The following is an 18226-nucleotide window of genomic DNA, read 5'->3' on the forward strand; positions in this document are numbered from 1 at the left end:
CCGGATCAGTTGGCGGTTTCGGGGATCGTCGCTTCGCTGGCTCCGGCGGCGGTTCCGGCATCGTTGCCGGTTTCCGTGGCCGGGCCGGTGGCCTCATCCGGGGTGATTCCGTCGCCGATACATCCGGACATGAGCTGGTTATAGCGGGTGATGATCCAACCCGGCGCATCCTGCGGCACCTCGGAATCCAGCCGGCCCGTCATACGCTCGAATACCTTGGCAGAGCGCGAATTATCCACCACCGGCACAGGGGTCGTGGTCATGACCCGGTCATAGACGATGAAGGCGATCGCAACCAGAAGAATGCCCCGCGCCACCCCGAACAGGAAGCCCATCCCCTGATCCACACCGCCAAGCGCCGAGCGCTGCACGACCGAGGAAAACAGCGGCGTGATGATCGAGAACAGGACAAGCGCGAGGGCGAACACCACCGCGAAGGCGGCAATCGTTGCCAACTCGCAACTCTCGCCCAAAAACTGATCCAGCACCGGGATCTGGGCGATCATCGGGCGCATCGTCGCCGCAAAGAGGAAAGCCAGCACCGCCGCGCCGATCCATCCCAGAATGGCAAGCGATTCGCGCACGAAGCCACGCGCATAGGCCAGAATTGCTGACAGGATGATCACGGCCGCCACGACGCCGTCGATTATGGTAAAGCCGTCCATATACCACCTTTTTGCGGCAGTTTGGCCGCTTTGTCCCGTTTTCAGCCTGCTCCGAATACCTCACCGACAAAGTCTGTCAGCTCTGCGATCCGGTCCAGACGCGTTGCGCCCGCGCCGTCCAGTTTCTGGGACGCAGGAATGATGGCTTGTGAAAAACCAAGTTTCAGCGCCTCTTTCAACCTGTTTTCGGCCTGAGCGACCGGGCGTAATGCGCCGGAGAGGCTGATTTCGCCGAAAGTCACGCATTCCGCGGGAAGTGCACTGTCCTCTCTGGCGCTCAGCAGGGCGGCGGCGATGGCCAGATCGGCGGCGGGTTCCATGACCCGCATTCCGCCTGCGACATTCAGGAAAACATCCAGCCCGGTGAAGGGGATACCGCAACGGGCCTCCAGCACGGCAAGGATCGTACTGACCCGCCCCGAATCCAGCCCGACCACGGTGCGGCGCGGGCTTGCCAGTGTCGATGGCGCGACCAGAGCCTGAATTTCGGTCAGCACCGGGCGGGTTCCCTCGATCCCGGCGAAAACCGCGCTGCCGGGGCTGGGTTGCCCGCGTTCGGACAGAAACAGCGCCGAGGGGTTGGCGACCTCTGCCAGCCCTCCGCCGGTCATTTCGAACACCCCGATTTCATCGGCGGGGCCGAAACGGTTCTTCACCGCCCGAAGAATGCGGAACTGATGGCCGCGCTCGCCCTCGAAATAGAGCACCGTATCTACCATATGCTCGACCACGCGCGGGCCTGCGATCTGGCCCTCCTTGGTGACATGGCCGACCAAAATCACCGCGACGCCCCGTTTCTTGGCGAAGGTCACCAGCTCATGCGCGGCGGCGCGGACCTGGCTGATACTGCCCGGTGCCGAGTCGACCGTATCCGACCAGAGCGTCTGGATGGAATCGATCACCGCCAGATCGGGCCGTTCGGCATCAAGGGTCGTCAGGATATCGCGCAAAGCGGTCTCGGCTCCCAGCCGGACCGGCGCTTCGGCCAGCCTGAGACGCTGCGCCCGCATTCTGACCTGCGCACTGGCTTCTTCGCCCGAGATATAAATTGCCTCTATACCGCGCTTTGCAAACTGGGCAGCGGCCTGAAGCAGCAGGGTGGATTTCCCGATCCCCGGATCGCCACCCACCAGCAGCGCCGAGCCGGGCACCAGACCCCCGCCCAGAACCCGGTCGAACTCGGCCAGCCCGGATTCGGCGCGGGGCGGCGGCGGTTCCTCGGTGGACAGGGCGCTGAGCGGAATCGACCTGCCCTTCGCGACCCCCAACCCCCGGCCCGGCCCCTGCGACAGGGGGGCTTCTTCGACGATGCTGTTCCACGCCCCGCAGGCATCGCAGCGCCCGGCCCATTTCGGCTGGGTCGCGCCGCATTCCTGACAGGTGAAAGAGGTGACTGGTTTGGTCATGCGCCGCTTTCTGGCAGAGCGGCCCGGCCCCGGCAAGCATCCCTTTGCCCGGCATCTGAGGGCGGGGGCGATATGTCTGGCTTTTGTTCCGGTCCTTACCGCTGCCGCATGGGCGGTGTATGCGCTGTGTACATCCGGTGTACGCGCTGTGGGGCTCGGAAACCGGCGCGGCTCACGGCAATGTCGGGTTGCGCTTTTTCCCGTTTCGCCGCAGGGTCCCGCCGGACGACAAGGACCCTTCATGCCAAGCCCAAGACCGTTCTCCCGCTTCGAGTTCCTCATCGCATGGCGCTATCTCCGCGCCCGCCGCGCCGAAGGCGGTGTCTCTGTCATGACATGGATCAGCCTGATCGGCATCGCGCTCGGCGTCGCCGCGCTGATCGTGACACTGGCGGTCCGCACCGGGTTCCGCGACGAATTCGTCGATACGATCCTCGGGGCAAATGCGCATACCACCGTGTTCATGCTGCCCACCAGCTTCACCAATGAGCTGACCGGAGAGGTCTATACGCAGCCCGGCCGGATCACTGATTACGACGAAATGGCCGCCCGGATGGCCGCACTGCCCGGCGTCATCCGCGCCACGCCGGTGGTGAAGGGGCAGGTCATGGCCAGTGCGAATAACCGGAACAATGTTGCCGAAGTCTTTGGAATAACGACGGAAAACCTGAATAAAATTCCGCGCATCAACGATCCGGAAACGGGTTACGGCGACATAGACCGCCTTGATGAGGGTGTGGCCATCGGCTCGGGCATCGCGCGGGAACTCGGCGTCGGTGTCGGGGATCGCGTCCAGCTTATCTCGCCTCAGGGGGCGCAGACCGCGTTCGGCACGACGCCGCGGGTGAATGCCTATGAGGTCGTCTATATCTTCACCGCCGGGCGCTACGATATCGACCGGACCCGCGCCTATCTGCCGCTGTCCGAGGCGCAATCCTATTTCAACCGCGAAGGGGCCGCCGACGAAATCGAGGTATATGTCGAGGACCCCGAACGAGTCAGCGACTGGACCCTGCCGCTGATCGGGGTTGCAGGCGAGGGTGCGCAGGTCTGGACCTGGAAGGACAGCTCGGGCAGCTTCCTGCGGGCGCTCGATATCGAGGATGATGTGATGTTCATCATCCTTTCGGTTCTGGTGCTGATCGCCACGATGAATATCGTGTCCGGGCTGATCATGCTGGTCAAGAACAAGGGGCGCGATATCGGGATCCTGCGCACGATGGGGCTGACGGAAGGCTCGGTGCTGCGGGTGTTTTTCCTGTGCGGCGCGTTTACCGGCGTGATCGGGACGATTGCCGGGGTGGTGTTGGGGGTGATCGTGTCGTTGAATGTCGATCACATCATGTCGCTTCTTGGCAGCGGGGCCTGGGATGCCTCGGTTCGGGGAATTTATGAATTGCCGGCCAAGCTTCGCGCGGTGGATATCGGCAAGGCTGTGGGGCTGTCACTGACGCTCAGCTTCCTTGTCACCATTTTCCCGGCTGCCCGCGCGGCACGCATGAACCCGGTGGAGGCACTGCGCTATGAATGATGTGCTGCGTCTCGAAAATATCGGGAAGACCTATAACAAGGGCGAGCCGGGCCAGATCGACGTGCTGCGCGGCCTCGATCTTGCGGTCGCAAAGGGCGAGGTCGTGGCCCTCGTCGCGCCCTCCGGCGCGGGCAAATCCACGCTGCTGCATATTGCAGGGCTGCTGGATACACCGGATGCGGGGCGCGTGATCCTGAACGGCACCGAACTGACCGGAGAGCCTGATCGCACCCGCACCACGGCCCGCCGCCGCGATCTGGGTTTTGTCTATCAGTTCCACCATCTGCTGCCCGAATTCAGCGCGGCAGAGAATATCGTCCTGCCCCAGCTTGCCAATGCAGTGCCGGACACGCACGCAAAAGCCCGCGCGGCCGAATTGCTGGAGCGCGTCGGGCTGAAGGACCGCGCGGATCACCGCCCGGCAGAACTATCCGGTGGAGAGCAGCAGCGCGTCGCGTTCTGCCGTGCGCTTGCCAATCAACCGGCGCTCTTGCTGGCAGATGAACCGACAGGAAATCTCGACCCCGAGACCTCGGACCGGGTCTTTGCCATGCTGATGTCGCTGGTCCGCGAAACCGGCCTTTCAGCCCTGATCGCCACGCATAACCTCGACCTCGCAGGGCGGATGGACCGCGTGGTCCGGCTGGAGGCGGGAAGGATTGCGGCGATCTAGCCGTGCTCCTCTGCCGCCGCTTCGGCCAGAGCGTGATTAAGCGCCCTGAGCGCGTCGACATGGTACAGCGTTCCGATGATTTCGGGCGGGGCGGGCGGGCCGATGGTATCGGGGTCGCGGGGCTCTGGCGGGCGGATTACGGGCAGGAAGGCTCCGCCGATGCGTTCGAATTCCGATAGGGCGAGGTCGAGCGTTGCCCCATCGACCAGCGTGCGGCCTGAAAGCGCTAGATTGCGGACCAGATCCGGGGCGGGCGCATTCTCGGCATCCGGTGCCCGCATCAATGAGTTGATCCGCATTTTCTGCGGCAGCCAGACCTGCGGGCCTTCCGCGACATGGATGCCGCGCAGCTCAAGCTGGGTCAGGAAAAACGAGCGGTGCAAAAGCCGTGACGCAAGCGCCGAGGACAGCGAAACCGCCGTCATGACCGCGATCCCGGTCTGAAAATCGCCGGTCATTTCGAAGATGATCAATGCGGTTGAAATCGGTGCGCCCAGAATGGCGGCTGCCACGGCGCCCATGCCGGCCATTGCATAGATCGTGGTGCCGCTGGACAGGTCGGGTAGGGCAGAGCTTGCAATCATCCCATAGGCAAGCCCGATCAACGCCCCCAGAACGAGCGCGGGCGAAAACACCCCGCCGCCCATGCGTCCGCCAAGGGTTATCGCCACGGCAACGATCTTGGCGAGGGCGAAGATAATGATCTCGCGCAACTCAAGCGAGCCGTTCAGCGCGGCGAAGGTGGTTTGATAGCCGACGCCGATAATATGCGGAAACGGGATGGCGATCAGCCCAAGCAGCATCCCGGCCAGAGCCGGTCTCAGCCAGCGGGGCCAGCCGGTCTGCGCAAAGGCGGCGGTTGCGGCCCTGTCGGTCTTGATGATGGCCCAGACCAGGGCGGTGGCGACAAGGGCGGAAACCAGACCGAGCAACATGAAGGCGGGCAGCTCGACATAGAAGCTCAGCCCCGGTTCGCGGGGCAGCGAGAACTCGGTCGCGCCGCCGAAAGCTTGACGGTTGATGACAGTCCCGGCCACGGCGGAAATCGCGATCGGCGCGAAGGCGTGGGCCGAGAAATGCCGCAGGATCACCTCATGCGCGAAAAGCGCCCCGGCGATGGGGGCGTTGAAGCTTGCGGCGACGGCTCCGGATACGGCGCAGCCAAGCAATTCGCGCCCGGTCATCGGGCTGGCATTGATCCGCATGGCGAACCAAGTCGAGACCACCCCTGCCAGATGCACGACCGGCCCTTCCCGGCCCGAGGACCCGCCAGTGCCAAGTGTGATCAGCGAGGCCGCCGCAGAGGCGAGGCCCTCTTTCGTCTCGACCCGACCGCCTTCAAGCGCGGCCCCCTCGATCACATCGCTGACCGTCCGGGCGCGTGCATCCGTTGTGAACCGGTCCAGAATCAGCCCGACCGCCAGCCCGCCAAGGGTCGGCACCGCGACCAGCCACCACCAGGGCAGGCGGTGCGCCTCGCTTTTCAGGGCCTGATCGTCGATGCCGTAGGCGGCGCGTTGCAACCCGTCGATCCCCAGTCGGAACAGCAGCGCGGCGAAACCGGCGGCGATCCCGATCAGCAATGCCAGAAGCCAGAACTGCATCTTGCTGGGGCCCTGCGTTTGCAGGAAATACATGGCGCGAGAGAAATGTGCGCCCATCTGCATACGACCTCCGGTCAGCCAATGGCCGGAGGGTGTGTCCTTTGGGGGCTTTCGCGGCGGTTCTGCTTGGGCCATGTTGGCATGAAGCAAAAGGGAAGCGGCATGGTCAACCATCAGAAGGCGTTCGACGAAATTCACCGGCTGATCGGGGATCGTTTGTCACAGAAGCAATCCGACCGCGATCAGCATGCCCAGTCCGAGACATGGCATCGCGCTCCGCCCCCCGATGCTGTTGCATGGCCGGAGACTACCGCCGAGGTCAGCCGGATCCTTGAGATCTGCAATCGTCATCGCTGCCCGGTGATCGGCTGGGGGACGGGGACCTCGCTGGAGGGGCATGCGCTTGCCACTCAGGGCGGGCTTGTGCTGGATGTGATGCGGATGAACCGTGTGCTGGAGTTGCGGCCCGAAGATATGCTGGCCATTGTCCAGCCCGGCGTCACGCGTGAGGCGCTGAACACCGATCTCCGCGCCACCGGCCTGTTTTTTCCCATCGATCCCGGCGCCAATGCCAGTCTTGGGGGGATGGCGGCGACACGGGCCTCGGGGACGATGGCGGTGCGCTATGGCACGATGCGCGATGCGGTGCTGGCGCTTGAGGTTGTTCTGGCGGATGGCACCGTCATCCGCACCGGCACGAAAGCCGCGAAATCCAGTGCAGGATATGATCTGACCGCGCTTATGGTCGGGTCAGAGGGGACGTTAGGGATCATCACGGAACTGACCCTGCGTCTGCACGGCCAGCCAGAGGATTCGGCTGCCGCTGTCTGCGCATTCGGCAATATGCGGGATGCGGTGGACTGCGTTGCCATGACCATGCAAAGCGGCATTCCGATGGCCCGGATCGAGTTCATGGATGCTGTGGCGATGCGGGCCGTGAATCGCAATTCCGGCACGGATTATCCCGAGCAGCCGCATCTGATGGTTGAATTCAACGGCTCTCCTGACGGGGTTCGTGCGAATGCGGCGGCCTTCGGCGAGATCGCCGCCGAATGTGGTGGGCAGGGTTTCCAATGGGCAAGCTCACCCGAAGATCGTCACCGTTTATGGGAGGCCCGTCACGCGGCCTATTGGGCGACGCTGAAACTGCGGCCGGGGGCGACCGGCGTTGTGACGGATGTCTGTGTGCCGATGTCCGAACTGCCCGGTGCGGTCGAGGCTGCGGCGGCGGCGATGGCCGAGGCCGGTTTACTGGGGAATATCGTCGGACATGTGGGCGACGGAAATTTCCATACATTGATGCTGGTCGAGCCGGGCAATCAGGAAGAGCTGTCCCGGGCTAAGAAAGCCGCAGACGCGATGGCACGACGCGCCATCGAGGTCGGGGGAACGGTCAGCGGTGAACATGGAATAGGCGTGGGCAAACGCGGCCTGATGCAGGAACAGCATGGCGCGGCATGGGCGGTGATGGCCAGCATCAAGGCGGCGCTCGATCCGCATAATATCCTCAATCCCGGAAAGCTTGTGCCGGATCGGGACGGGGCATCGGATACGGGCCTGGCCTGACCGGACAGATGCCGCAGCGAGCAGCAAGCCTGCCCGGAAAGCCGGGCACATAAGCCTGCGCTGTTCCCGGCTGTTTCAGCCCGGAATGTGGCGTTGATCGCATATCTGTTGCCGGAAGCCCTCAGCTACGGGAAGCTTCCATGCTCTGACGCGTTCGTGAGGACCGATCACCCGTGACATGGCCCCGTGATACTGCGATAAGAACGCAAACAACCTCGGGGGGCAGCGTGTCGCGGGTACTCACCATTCTTTCGGTCTTCGCCGTGCTGTTTCTGGCAGCATGTGGTGGCGGTCAGCGCACGGTTACGGTTCCGTCCGGGGGCGGAGGCTGGGTCGGCGGCGCGGTGCCTCAGCTTGGCGATAACAATCCCCATACATGGCAGGGCGGTCACCCCTATGGGCTGCCCGTGCACGGGATCGATATTTCCCGCTGGCAGGGCAATATCGACTGGAACCGGGTCCGCAGATCGGGCGTCAGCTTCGCCTTTCTGAAGGCAACCGAGGGCGGGGATCACAGCGATCCCGAATTCCAGCGCTACTGGCGCGAGGCGGGTGCTGCCGGGATTCCGCGCGGGGCCTATCATTACTATTATTTCTGCCGCTCGGGTGCCGAGCAGGCGGCATGGTTCATCCGCAACGTGCCGCGTCAGGCCGGCTCGATGCCGCCGGTGCTGGATATCGAGTGGACCAATTCGCGCACCTGTCCACGCCGCCCCGGATCGGCTGAGATCCTGCGCGAGGCGAATATCTTCCTGGCGATCCTGCAACGCCATTACGGCCAGCAGCCCATCGTCTATACGACGGTCGATTTTTACCGTGAAACCGGCATCGGGCGTCTGAATGCCGAGTTCTGGCTGCGCTCGGTCGCGGATCATCCGCGGAATGTCTATCCCGGCCAGAACTGGACTTTCTGGCAATATACCGGCACTGGCACCGTTCCCGGAATCAGCGGCAATGTCGATCTGAACGCCTTTGCAGGTAATGTGGGACAATGGCGGGCATGGTTGAATCGTCGCCTCGTACGCTGACGAAGCGGTTCAACTGGGGACAGCCCGGCCAGACCGGCCGGGCGCGTCTTGCGGTTGAGTTCGCGCTTCTGTTCATCGCCATTCCCGTGGCGATTGCGCTGTTCCTGCCGCCCCGGCAGATGTTTGAGGCGCTGTTCATCTTTTCATTGCTGGGGCTTGCGCTTCTGTGGTGGACCGGAGGCTTCAACTGGCGCGATTTTCTGCGCGGATGGCGGCGCTTCGACTGGAAACTGTTTCTGGGATTTTCGGCAGTCACCTTAACCGCCTCGGTTCTGGTCCTGTATATCACCCAACCCGAGGCCATGTTCTCATTCCTGCGCCGCAACCCGGCCTTCCTGCTGGTGATCTGGGCGCTGTATCCGCTGCTGTCGGCCCTTCCGCAGGAGCTGATTTTCCGCGTCCTTTTCTTCCACCGCTATGGAAGGCTGTTCACCGGGCCGGGGCAGGCGGTGCTGGCCAATGCCGCGATCTTCAGCCTTGCGCATCTGATGTACTGGAACTGGATCGTCGCCATCTTCACCTTCGCCGGGGGCGTCGCCTTTGCCGTGGGCTATCTGCGGCGTGGCTTTCTCTGGGCGTGGTCGCTGCATGCCATTGCGGGTAATATCCTGTTCGCAGTGGGCATGGGTGTCTATTTTTATTCCGGAAATGCGGTGCGTCCGTTCTGACGTGCGGCTTGACTTCGCGCTCTCAAACAGGTTGATGCGGGCCTGACAAAAAGGGGTCCGCCATGCACGCTTATCGCAGCCACACCTGCGCCGATCTGACCGCCGCCAATGCCGGAGAAGAGGTCCGCCTGTCAGGCTGGGTTCACCGGGTCCGCGACCACGGGGGCGTGCTGTTCGTCGATCTGCGCGATCATTACGGCATGACGCAGGTGCTGGCCGACAGCGACTCACCCGCTTTCGCGGCGATGGAAAAGCTGCGGGCGGAAACCGTGATCCGCGTCGATGGTCGCGTGAAGATGCGGGATGAGGCGCTGCGCAATGCCAAACTGCCCACCGGCGATATCGAGGTCTATGCGACCGCGCTTGAGGTTCTGGGCCCGGCAGAGGAACTGCCCCTGCCGGTTTTCGGCGATCAGGACTATCCCGAGGAAACCCGGCTGACCTATCGCTTCCTCGATCTGCGCCGCGAGAGCCTGCATAACAATATCATGCTGCGTTCCAAGGTGATCCGGTCCCTGCGCAACCGCATGTGGGATACCGGCTTCACCGAATTCCAGACCCCGATTATCACCGCATCGTCGCCCGAAGGGGCGCGGGATTTTCTGGTCCCCTCGCGCCTGCATCCGGGCAAATTCTATGCGCTGCCGCAGGCCCCGCAGCAGTTCAAGCAGCTGATCATGGTCGCCGGTTTCGACCGCTATTTCCAGATCGCCCCCTGTTTCCGCGACGAAGATCCCCGTGCGGATCGCTCACCGACCGATTTCTATCAGCTTGACGTCGAGATGAGCTTTGTCGAGCAAGAGGACGTTTTCGCCGCCATCCAGCCCGTCATTCAGGGCCTGTTCGAGGAATTCGGCGAGGGCCGTCGCGTCGATACGGACTGGCCGCGCATCCCCTATGCCGAGGCGATGCTGAAATATGGCAGCGACAAGCCAGACCTGCGCAACCCGATCGAGATGCAGGTGGTGAGCGACCATTTCCACGGCTCGGGTTTTGCGGTTTTCGCGAAGCTGCTGGAGCAGGAGGGGACCGAGGTTCGCGCCATTCCTGCGCCGAAGGGTGGCAGCCGTAAATTCGCTGACCGGATGAATGCGTTCGCGCAGAAGGAAGGTCTGCCGGGGATGGGGTATATCTTCTGGCGCAAGGGTGATGACGGCATGGAAGCCGCCGGCCCCATCGCCAAGAATATCGGCCCCGAACGCACCGAGGCCATCCGCCAGCAGCTTGGTCTGGGCGAGGGCGACGCGGCCTTCTTCCTCGGCGGCAAACCCGAGGCCTTTGAGGCCGTTGCCGGTCGTGCCCGCAATGAGATCGGGCGCGAACTTGGTCTGACCGACGAAAACCAGTTCAAATTCGCCTGGATCGTTGATTTCCCGATGTATGAGAAAGACGACGAGGGCAAGATCGATTTCAGCCATAACCCGTTCTCGATGCCGCAGGGCGGGATGGAGGCGCTGAACGGTGATCCTCTGGCGGTGAAGGGCTATCAGTATGATCTGGCCTGTAACGGCTATGAATTGATCAGCGGCGCGATCCGGAACCACAAGCCGGAAATCATGTTCAAGGCGTTCGAACTGGCCGGTTATGGCAGGGACGATGTCGAAAAGCGGTTCGGCGGGATGGTCAAGGCGTTCCGCTATGGCGCACCGCCCCACGGCGGTTGTGCGGCGGGGATCGACCGGATCGTGATGCTGCTGGCGGATGAGCAGAATATCCGTGAGGTCATCATGTTCCCGATGAACCAGCGGGCCGAGGATCTGATGATGAACGCGCCCTCTGACCCGACGAATGAGCAGATGCGCGAGCTTCGCCTGCGGGTGATCCCCAAGGATTAAGAGGCGGTCCGGCAGTCCCGGCCCAGCACTGATGGCGGCAAATGCGGCGTCGACCGTCTCACCTGCTGGGGCAGATGCGCTGCTGGTGCTGTCCAAGATACGCATTCGCTCTTGCGTATGCCGGGTTTGTGCGGATTGTCGTCATCATGACCGATACAGATGATCCTTCTTCACCCGGTGCCGAATTGCACGATTGGACGCCGCCCGCTCTGCCCGATCCGCCGGATATCCGGGGCCGCTATGTCCGGCTTCAACGTATGGATGCCGACCGCGATACGGATGCGATCTTCGCGGCGACAAGGGATAATCCGACGCTCTGGGATTATATGAGTATCGGTCCGTTTGATACCGCCTCTCAGCTTCGGGACTGGATATACACTGCCAACCGGCCCGACCAGATATTCTATGCGTTCACCGCTGAAGGGACGGATACACCCTTCGGCTATGCCGCCTTCATGCGGATCGATGCGCCGAATGGCGTGCTGGAGATCGGTCATGTCATGATCGGCTCGGATGCTCAGCGCAGCCGTGCCTCCTCAGAGGCGCTGACCCTGATGATCGACTGGGCGTTCAGCGCCGGATACCGGCGTGTCGAGTGGAAATGTAACGCGCTGAACGCAGCGTCCCGCAAAGCCGCGCGGCGCTATGGGTTCACCTTTGAGGGCATTTTCCGGAATCATATGATCATGAAGGGGCGCAACCGCGATACGGCATGGTTTTCGATCATCGCTGCGGAATGGCCCGGTCTGAGTCGGGCCTTTGCGGACTGGCTCGATCCCAGGAATTTCGACGAGAACGGGCGGCAGAAGCTGCGTCTTTCGGAGCTTACGCACTCTGCCTTGAACTGAGAATGCCGGTCGCAAGGCGGCTTTGCCTTGTTCTGTCAGGCGGTTCCATCGAGATCACCGACGGCAGGCCCCTGAGACAGTTTTCCACTCACGGCTCTGGCGCCTGCGGCGAGGGAGCATCGACCGCAGGCACCAGAACTCAGGCCGAGGCGACATCCGCCAGCCTGGAATGGACCAACCCGCTGATCCGGGTCAGGTCGGTTGCCACGGTGCGGCCCGCCCTGTGATCGCGGGATAGTGCTGCCGCTGCTTCCGCCAGCTTCGTATCATGCGCGGAACGGGCAACGCCGGTCAGAAACCCCGCAATATAGTCGATGACAGTCCCGTCATTCGCCGAGGCAAGCATATCCGCGACATGAGCCAGATCTTCGCGCAACGTTTCATGATCCGGGATCACCACATCGTCGGGCAGGATCCGTGGTCCGCGCGGAACCGCATCCGGGGGCAGGGCCGACAGCACGGCCTGCTGGAAAACGGCCAGATTATCGATGGGCTTTGCAAGGAAGCCTTCCGCACCGGCGGCAAGGGCGGTATCGCGCTGATCAGGATCGCCGGAAATCGCCAGCACGACCGGAGATTTGCCGTCGGCTGTGCGGACGCGTTCAATCAGTTCCGTCCCGCATCCGTCGGGAAGGCCCATATCGACGATCAGCACACTGGGGCGATATGTCTGCAGGTGCCGCGTCGCAGCGCGAAGACAATCCGCCCGCCGGATCCTTGCGCCGGAGCGCAGGCAGAGAAGGCGCAACGCTTCGGATGCGAAGCGCGAATCTTCGACGACGAGAACGGTCAGACCCGAAAGCGGCCGCCCCGGAAGCTGCGCGGTCCAGAGCTTCGGCTGTACCCCCGGCAAGTTGGAACTGGTCTGCATTCTACAATCCCCGCATGGTCTCTGCTGATGGATCGAGGCTAGGGCCGAATCTGCTAAGTTTGCGTTAATCCCGCGGCGTTTTTCTTGGATTCTCCGTCCGCGAAGCATAGACAGGCTGCTGAACAGCCGTCCGGGCCGCGTTGCCGCGACCGGCGCACGTAACCGCAGCAGGAGCGAATCAGATGAATCTTACCGGTGGCATCGTCCTTTACGCCGTGCTGTGGTTTCTGACCCTGTTCATCCTGCTGCCCATCGGCCTGATCAGTCAGGACGAGGCGGGCGAGGTGGTTCCCGGGACACATGGCGGAGCGCCTCATAATCCCGAGCTTGGAAGAAAAGCACTGTGGGCGACGGTGATTTCCGCAGTGCTTTGGGTGGGTTGCGCCTATCTGATCCTAGGCGGAGCCATCACTCAGGAAGACGTGATTGGTTGGGACCGACTGATCCGCTGACCAGATGGAACAGATGAGTGAATGACGCCGCCGCCAGAACCGGCACGGCGATGTTCAGCAGCGGCACGGTCAGGGCGAAGGCGATCATGATGCCCAGTATCGTCGCCGATGCCGCGTTTCGCTGGCGAATCCAGGTAGCCTCCGGGTCGGAAAGATGGCGGCGGGCGGCCATCTGGAAGAACTCGCGCCCAAGCAGCCAGCCATTCGCGCCGTAAAACAGGACCGGCGCGAAGGGGCCGAGAAACGGCGTCGCGACCAGAGAGACAATGCCGATCAGAAGCGCAAGCCCCATCACCGCCAGAGATTCAAGCATCCCATCCCAGAAATCCGACTCGACGCCCTGTCTGCTGGCGTAATGCAGCGCTTCGACCCGTGCCGAGACCCGTTCGGCATAAAGCCCTGAAAACGCCGCCGCGACCGGAGCCATCAGGAAGAAGCCCAGAACCGGAAACAGGGCGAGACTGCCCCAGCTCAGAACCGGGCCAAGCGTGATTTCTCCCCAGAAGGGAAGGGTGAAACTGCCGGGGGTAAAGCTGCGTAACGCCCAGAACAGCACTGCCTGAAGAGCGATGAAAAGAAGGACCGTCAGGGCCGCGCCGCGCAGCACCAGCCCGAAGATCTGCGGGCGCAGCATATCGCCCCAGCCTTTCAGAAGCGCACGAAACGAGGTCATTCCAGTATCGTCGTCAGCGCGTCGATATCGGGGCGGGGCCGCTCGGGCGGGGCGGAATCGCCACGGCTGCCGATATGGATCAGCCCGGCAATCCGTTCATCCCCGGTCAGCCCCAGATGGGCCCGCGCAAACTCAGGCCGCGACGCAATGCCGGTCAGCCAGCTTGCGCCATAGCCGCTGGTAAGGCAGGCATTCAGCAGGCCCAGACAGACAGCGCCCGCCGAGAGAAACTGCTCCCATTCCGGGACCTTCTCGCTGTGAACGGGCGAAGACACCACGGCGACCACCAAAGGCACGCGGAATGCGTTGCCATGCTTCGCGGCTTTCTCGGGCGGGTTGCCCATTGCGACCGATCCGGCCTCGACCAGAGGGGCCAGTCGCGACAGTGCCTCGCCGCGCAGCACCACGAAGCGCCACGGCTCCAGCTTGCCGTGATCCGGGACACGCGCGGCAAGCGTCAGCAGCCGTTTCAGTTCATCCCCGGAAGGGGCCGGTTCCTTAAGAAGCGCAGGCGGGACAGAGCGGCGTGTGCTGAAGAAATTGAGCGCGTCGTGATGTTTCTGGTTCATCGGGTTCTCCTTCGCAGACGGGTCTAGCGGCAGCGGACACGCAGGCCAAGACTTGACGGTAAAAGCGGCGGGGGCAATGAAATACTCATGCGTATGGATCATCCCGACCTCACCCATCTTGCCGCGCCGGGGACCAGTTTCGATGTGCGGGTCACGCCGAAGGCGGGGGCGAATCGGATTACGTCGGACGACAGCGGGATGCTGCGCGTTCAGGTCACCGCAGTGCCGGAAAACGGCAAGGCCACGGCAGCGGTGATAAGGCTGCTTGCGAAGGCGATCGGCATACCCAAATCCCGGCTGATCCTGATTCGCGGAGAGACATCGCGCGACAAATCCTTCCGCGTCGACCCCTAGCGGCGGTCCAGCCGATACCCGCCCTCGGGCAGGTTCAGCGCCGCGCGAAGTTCATCCACCTGCCGAGCGCTCAGGGTGATCTCACTGTAACGGTCGGTTTCGGGCTCATCCTGACGCAGCACGACACGGTCATCAAACGCCGTGATCGTCACGTCACCCTGCAAGGGAGCATTCTCCGGTTCGTCGATAAGGGTGATGATGGTGGCGTCGAATTCGTGCTCGATGGTAAACATAATGCCTCGCATTCAAGGAATTTTGCAGACAGGGTGGCTTGAAGTGGTTTGCCTCGCAAGGGGGGCTTGTCTATCGTGAGGCATGATTGCCGTTCGAGAGTAGTTATGCATCTGAAGAATTTCCGTCTTGCCGTTCTGTCCATCTTCAGCGCGGCAATCCTGTCGGCCTGTACGCCCGTTGTTGTCAGTGATCCGCCGACTTCGCCTGCCCCGGCACAGCCTGAAGTGGTCACGACCGTCTCAAGACCTGCGGCCACAACCCGCCGGACGCCGCAGCAGGCGGCGCGGAACTTCATCACCGTGATCGGCAGGATGGAACCTGCGGTCGAACGCGAATGCGTGGCGCGGCGGACGACGAATATCAACTGTGATTATCAGTTCGTCGTCGATGACCGGCTTGAGCTTGAACCGAACGCCTTCCAGACGCTGGACAATTCCGGCCGCCCGATCATCGGCTTCACCGTATCGCTGATCGCGGCGGCGCAGAACGCTGATGAGCTTGCGTTCGTGGTCGGGCATGAGGCAAGCCATCACATCCTGAACCATCTTGCCCGCAAATCGGGGTCTGCGACTGCGGGGGCGGTGATCCTTGGCGGGCTTGCCGCAGCGGCAGGGGCGGATTCATCGACGATCAGTTCGATCCAGCAAATCGGAGCGCAGGTTGGCTCGCGCGTTTATTCCAAGGATTGGGAGCTTCAGGCAGATTATCTGGGCGCGATCATCACAATGAATGCCGGTTATGATCCGGTGACCGGGGCAGAGTTCTTCCGCCGCATGCCCGATCCCGGCGACAGGATCCTCGGTTCACACCCGTCCCGCGCCGCGCGGATGACACAGGTCCAGCGAGCGGTGGCGGATATACGCTCGGGCCGGGTACGCTAGGTCGGGCAGTGTGAGCTGGTCGAAACTGTCATTCCAGGCGCAAGAGCTGCTTGCGCAGATCTGGGTGCGGGTACTGGCCTTCGCTGTTCTGGGGGTGGCAACGGCGCTTGTCGCTCTGTTGATCGGTCCGTTCATCCCGCCCTCTGTGGTTGCTCGCCTCGGCGCTGAATCGGTCGGGACAGTGCTTCAGATCATCGCCTCCTCAATGCTCGCGGTGACGATTTTTTCGCTGTCTACGCTGGTCAACGCTTGGACGAATGCGGAACAGCACGCCACCCCGCGTGCGCTTCCGCTGATCGTCGGAGATTCCCGCAGCCAGACGGCCTTGTCGACCTTTATCGGCGCGTTTGTTTTCAGCCTTGTCGGCATCATTATGCTCCAGACCGGAGCTTATGGTGGCTCGGGCCGGGTCGTGGTCTTCGCGGCCACGGTGGTTGTCGTGGTTCTTGTGATCTTCGCGCTGCTGCAATGGATTGAGGCGCTTAGCGATCTCGGTCAGATCCGCGATGTTCTGGACCGTCTCGAAGACGCCGTAGGACGGGCGATCGAGCATCGGCAGGACGTGCCGTGGTTGGGTGGTCTGCCGTGGAGCGGAGAGCCTCCATCCGATGCTGAGGCGCTGCTGACAGAAGCCGTTGGTTATGTCCGCCATATCGACGCTGGCAGCCTGCAAGCCGTCGCGGATGAGCATGAGCTGACGATCTATATCGAAGCGATACCCGGCACGCGTGCACATGCGGCAAGACCGTTGCTGCATATCGTCGGGCTTCCTCCGAAAGCAGAGGAAGGGCGCGAGGCCTTGCTGAAGCGGCTGATGAACGCCTTTACCATCGGATATACGCCAAGTTTCGAACAGGACCCGCTGCACGGGCTGACCTCGCTGTCGGAGGTGGCGCAGCGTGCCTTGTCCTCCGCCATCAATGACCCGGGTACGGCGAATGACGTGATCCAGCGGCAGCTTAACCTGTTGACCAAGGCAGGCCCTATCGCTTCGGATTATCAGGCAAGGCGACCGAGGCTGTTCGCCAGAGAGATTTCATCCGCCGAGATGGTACAGGCCGCCTTTGCCGCCATCGCCCGGGATGCAGGCGGGATCTATGAGGTGCAGTCCTCTTTGATGAATGCGCTGATCGCTATCACGAAGATCAAGCCCGACTATTATGGCACGGCTTCGGACGATCTGGGCAATCTGATCGTTCACTACAGCGAGGCGGCGAATATGCCGCCGATTTACCTGGAATCCATAAAAGAGCGGAATGAATATCTTCACAATCTGTGATTGCGAAAATAAAGATATCTTATGCAACGTCATGTTAAGCCTGCTTTTATGGTGACGCATTCATGATTTTGAAACCCAAGTAGGTGCAGTAGGAAACGACCATTAATGGTAAATCTGTTCCGCGAGAGTATGTTTTAAGGGGGGACCATGATCGGAATCGTTATCTGGAGCAGTGAGGCCAGAAGACGTGCCATCATATGGTGTGAAGATCAGGGTCCATTGGCTTATCTGCGAGGATGCGACAGCCTGCTTGGGGATCGGGCATGGCCTCTGGCCGGGGATCTTCTGCGGGTCGAGTGTGAGATGATCGGCAATCTACGCCACGCATTCGACGCGCATCTGATCGCGGCAGAACATTGCCCGCAATTGCGGGATGCACTTCTGAACTGCACACGCCGTCTGTCGCCGAGTCTTCAGGTTGTGACGGGTCGCGCTGAGATGTCAGTGAAACAACATCTCAGCAGCGTGCCCGACCCCGATCCGGTCAGGGGAAGTGCTGTCAGCCATTGAAGATTGCTGCGCGGCTCAGGTGCCGCGCGCCAGTGCCGCGACCCCGGTTCTGGCCTGATCTGAGAGGCCCAGAGGGCGCATCAGATCTGCGAAAGCATCCAGCTTTTCCGGCGTGCCGGTAATCTCGAACACAAAGCTTTCCAGTGTGGAATCGACGACATTGGCCCGGAAAATCTCGGCAATGCGCAGCGCCTCGACGCGATGATCTCCGGCCCCCGCGACCTTGAACAGCCCCAGTTCACGCTCAACGCTCGGGCCTTCGGTCGTCAGGTCATGCACGTCATGCACCGGAACGATCCGGCCAAGCTGGGCCTTGATCTGCTCGATAACGGCGGGCGTGCCGCGCGTGACGATGGTGATCCGTGAACGGTGCCCCTCATGATCGGTTTCGGCAACGGTCAGACTGTCGATATTATAACCGCGACCTGAGAAAAGCCCGATCACCCGGGCCAGAACCCCGGGTTCGTTTTCCACCAATACAGCGAGCGTATGGCGCTCTTCGATCTCCAGATTGGGGTCGCGAAGATCATAAGCGGAATGGCTGGTCGCGCCTTGCTTGATGTTCAGTGCCATAATCCT

20 protein-coding genes are annotated in these 18226 nt (G+C 62.2%); 12 read left to right on the plus strand and 8 right to left on the minus strand.

The window, feature by feature from the left end:
* Positions 1-5 precede the first annotated feature (5 nt).
* Positions 6-665: a CvpA family protein gene (locus tag PAE61_RS02835; RefSeq protein ID WP_271113913.1), complete on the minus strand. Its 660-nt coding sequence runs from the start codon at positions 663-665 to the stop codon at positions 6-8.
* Between the two features lie 41 nt (positions 666-706).
* Entirely contained in the window at positions 707-2071 is a 1365-nt protein-coding gene (gene radA, locus PAE61_RS02840; RefSeq protein ID WP_271113914.1) for a DNA repair protein RadA, read from the minus strand.
* Positions 2072-2312: 241 nt separating this feature from the next.
* Here radA and PAE61_RS02845 point away from each other — a divergent pair, with 241 nt between their 5' ends.
* Positions 2313-3602, plus strand: coding sequence for a lipoprotein-releasing ABC transporter permease subunit (locus PAE61_RS02845; RefSeq protein WP_271113915.1), 1290 nt, complete (start codon positions 2313-2315; stop codon positions 3600-3602).
* Positions 3595-4275, plus strand: coding sequence for an ABC transporter ATP-binding protein (locus PAE61_RS02850; RefSeq protein ID WP_271113916.1), 681 nt, complete (start codon positions 3595-3597; stop codon positions 4273-4275). The genes PAE61_RS02845 and PAE61_RS02850 overlap by 8 nt, the downstream gene beginning before the upstream one ends.
* Here the strand turns inward: PAE61_RS02850 and PAE61_RS02855 are convergent.
* A complete protein-coding gene (locus tag PAE61_RS02855) occupies positions 4272-5942 on the minus strand; it encodes a chloride channel protein (RefSeq protein WP_271113917.1) in 1671 nt (556 codons plus the stop codon). The genes PAE61_RS02850 and PAE61_RS02855 overlap by 4 nt on opposite strands.
* A 99-nt stretch (positions 5943-6041) precedes the next feature.
* Here PAE61_RS02855 and PAE61_RS02860 point away from each other — a divergent pair, with 99 nt between their 5' ends.
* The 5 genes from PAE61_RS02860 (at position 6042) to PAE61_RS02880 (ending at position 11824) form a co-directional block, all read left to right on the plus strand.
* Complete coding sequence (locus PAE61_RS02860) at positions 6042-7445, plus strand: FAD-binding oxidoreductase (protein ID WP_271113918.1); 1404 nt, start codon at positions 6042-6044, stop codon at positions 7443-7445.
* 227 nt (positions 7446-7672) lie between these two features.
* On the plus strand, positions 7673-8473 hold the full coding sequence (locus PAE61_RS02865) for a glycoside hydrolase family 25 protein (protein WP_271113919.1): 801 nt from the start codon (positions 7673-7675) through the stop codon (positions 8471-8473).
* Complete coding sequence (locus PAE61_RS02870; RefSeq protein WP_271113920.1) at positions 8446-9141, plus strand: CPBP family intramembrane glutamic endopeptidase; 696 nt, start codon at positions 8446-8448, stop codon at positions 9139-9141. Before PAE61_RS02865 ends, PAE61_RS02870 begins: the two co-directional genes overlap by 28 nt.
* 62 nt (positions 9142-9203) lie before the next feature.
* On the plus strand, positions 9204-10976 hold the full coding sequence (gene aspS / locus PAE61_RS02875; RefSeq protein ID WP_271113921.1) for an aspartate--tRNA ligase: 1773 nt from the start codon (positions 9204-9206) through the stop codon (positions 10974-10976).
* Positions 10977-11122: 146 nt separating this feature from the next.
* Positions 11123-11824, plus strand: a complete 702-nt coding sequence (locus PAE61_RS02880) for a GNAT family N-acetyltransferase (protein WP_271113922.1) — start codon at positions 11123-11125, stop codon at positions 11822-11824.
* A gap of 139 nt (positions 11825-11963) precedes the next feature.
* Here the strand turns inward: PAE61_RS02880 and PAE61_RS02885 are convergent, their stop codons facing one another.
* Positions 11964-12695: a response regulator gene (locus tag PAE61_RS02885; RefSeq protein WP_271113923.1), complete on the minus strand. Its 732-nt coding sequence runs from the start codon at positions 12693-12695 to the stop codon at positions 11964-11966.
* Positions 12696-12877: 182 nt separating this feature from the next.
* Here PAE61_RS02885 and PAE61_RS02890 point away from each other — a divergent pair, with 182 nt between their 5' ends.
* Positions 12878-13147, plus strand: coding sequence for a DUF1467 family protein (locus PAE61_RS02890; RefSeq protein WP_271113924.1), 270 nt, complete (start codon positions 12878-12880; stop codon positions 13145-13147).
* On the opposite strand, the gene PAE61_RS02895 is transcribed toward PAE61_RS02890, so the two are convergent.
* Together PAE61_RS02895 and PAE61_RS02900 are read right to left on the minus strand one after the other, a co-directional pair.
* Positions 13104-13820: an EI24 domain-containing protein gene (locus PAE61_RS02895; protein WP_271113925.1), complete on the minus strand. Its 717-nt coding sequence runs from the start codon at positions 13818-13820 to the stop codon at positions 13104-13106. The genes PAE61_RS02890 and PAE61_RS02895 overlap by 44 nt on opposite strands.
* Positions 13817-14389, minus strand: coding sequence for a nitroreductase family protein (locus PAE61_RS02900; RefSeq protein ID WP_271113926.1), 573 nt, complete (start codon positions 14387-14389; stop codon positions 13817-13819). The genes PAE61_RS02895 and PAE61_RS02900 overlap by 4 nt, the downstream gene beginning before the upstream one ends.
* Positions 14390-14482: 93 nt before the next feature.
* Between PAE61_RS02900 and PAE61_RS02905 the strand changes: the two genes are divergently transcribed.
* On the plus strand, positions 14483-14743 hold the full coding sequence (locus tag PAE61_RS02905; RefSeq protein ID WP_271115081.1) for a DUF167 domain-containing protein: 261 nt from the start codon (positions 14483-14485) through the stop codon (positions 14741-14743).
* Here PAE61_RS02905 and PAE61_RS02910 read toward each other — a convergent pair.
* The gene (locus PAE61_RS02910; RefSeq protein WP_271113927.1) at positions 14740-14976 is read right to left on the minus strand and encodes a DUF8831 family protein; all 237 of its coding nucleotides are present in this window, start codon (positions 14974-14976) and stop codon (positions 14740-14742) included. The two genes, PAE61_RS02905 and PAE61_RS02910, sit on opposite strands and share 4 nt — an antisense overlap.
* A 105-nt stretch (positions 14977-15081) precedes the next feature.
* On the opposite strand from PAE61_RS02910, the gene PAE61_RS02915 reads away from it, so the two are divergent.
* The 3 genes from PAE61_RS02915 to PAE61_RS02925 all read left to right on the plus strand — a co-directional run bounded on the left by PAE61_RS02915 (position 15082) and on the right by PAE61_RS02925 (position 17647).
* Positions 15082-15858 carry a M48 family metalloprotease gene (locus PAE61_RS02915; protein ID WP_271113928.1) on the plus strand — a complete coding sequence of 259 codons (777 nt, stop codon included), beginning with the start codon at positions 15082-15084 and terminating at the stop codon, positions 15856-15858.
* Between the two features lie 10 nt (positions 15859-15868).
* The gene (locus PAE61_RS02920) at positions 15869-17137 is read left to right on the plus strand and encodes a DUF2254 domain-containing protein (RefSeq protein WP_271113929.1); all 1269 of its coding nucleotides are present in this window, start codon (positions 15869-15871) and stop codon (positions 17135-17137) included.
* Positions 17138-17284: 147 nt separating this feature from the next.
* The gene (locus PAE61_RS02925) at positions 17285-17647 is read left to right on the plus strand and encodes a hypothetical protein (protein WP_271113930.1); all 363 of its coding nucleotides are present in this window, start codon (positions 17285-17287) and stop codon (positions 17645-17647) included.
* 15 nt (positions 17648-17662) lie between these two features.
* Here PAE61_RS02925 and ilvN read toward each other — a convergent pair whose 3' ends face one another.
* The gene (gene ilvN / locus PAE61_RS02930) at positions 17663-18223 is read right to left on the minus strand and encodes an acetolactate synthase small subunit (RefSeq protein WP_271115082.1); all 561 of its coding nucleotides are present in this window, start codon (positions 18221-18223) and stop codon (positions 17663-17665) included.
* Between the last annotated feature and the right edge of the window lie 3 nt (positions 18224-18226).

It is taken from the genome of Paracoccus aerodenitrificans, from assembly GCF_027913215.1.
Taxonomy (GTDB): Bacteria; Pseudomonadota; Alphaproteobacteria; order Rhodobacterales; family Rhodobacteraceae; genus Paracoccus; species Paracoccus aerodenitrificans.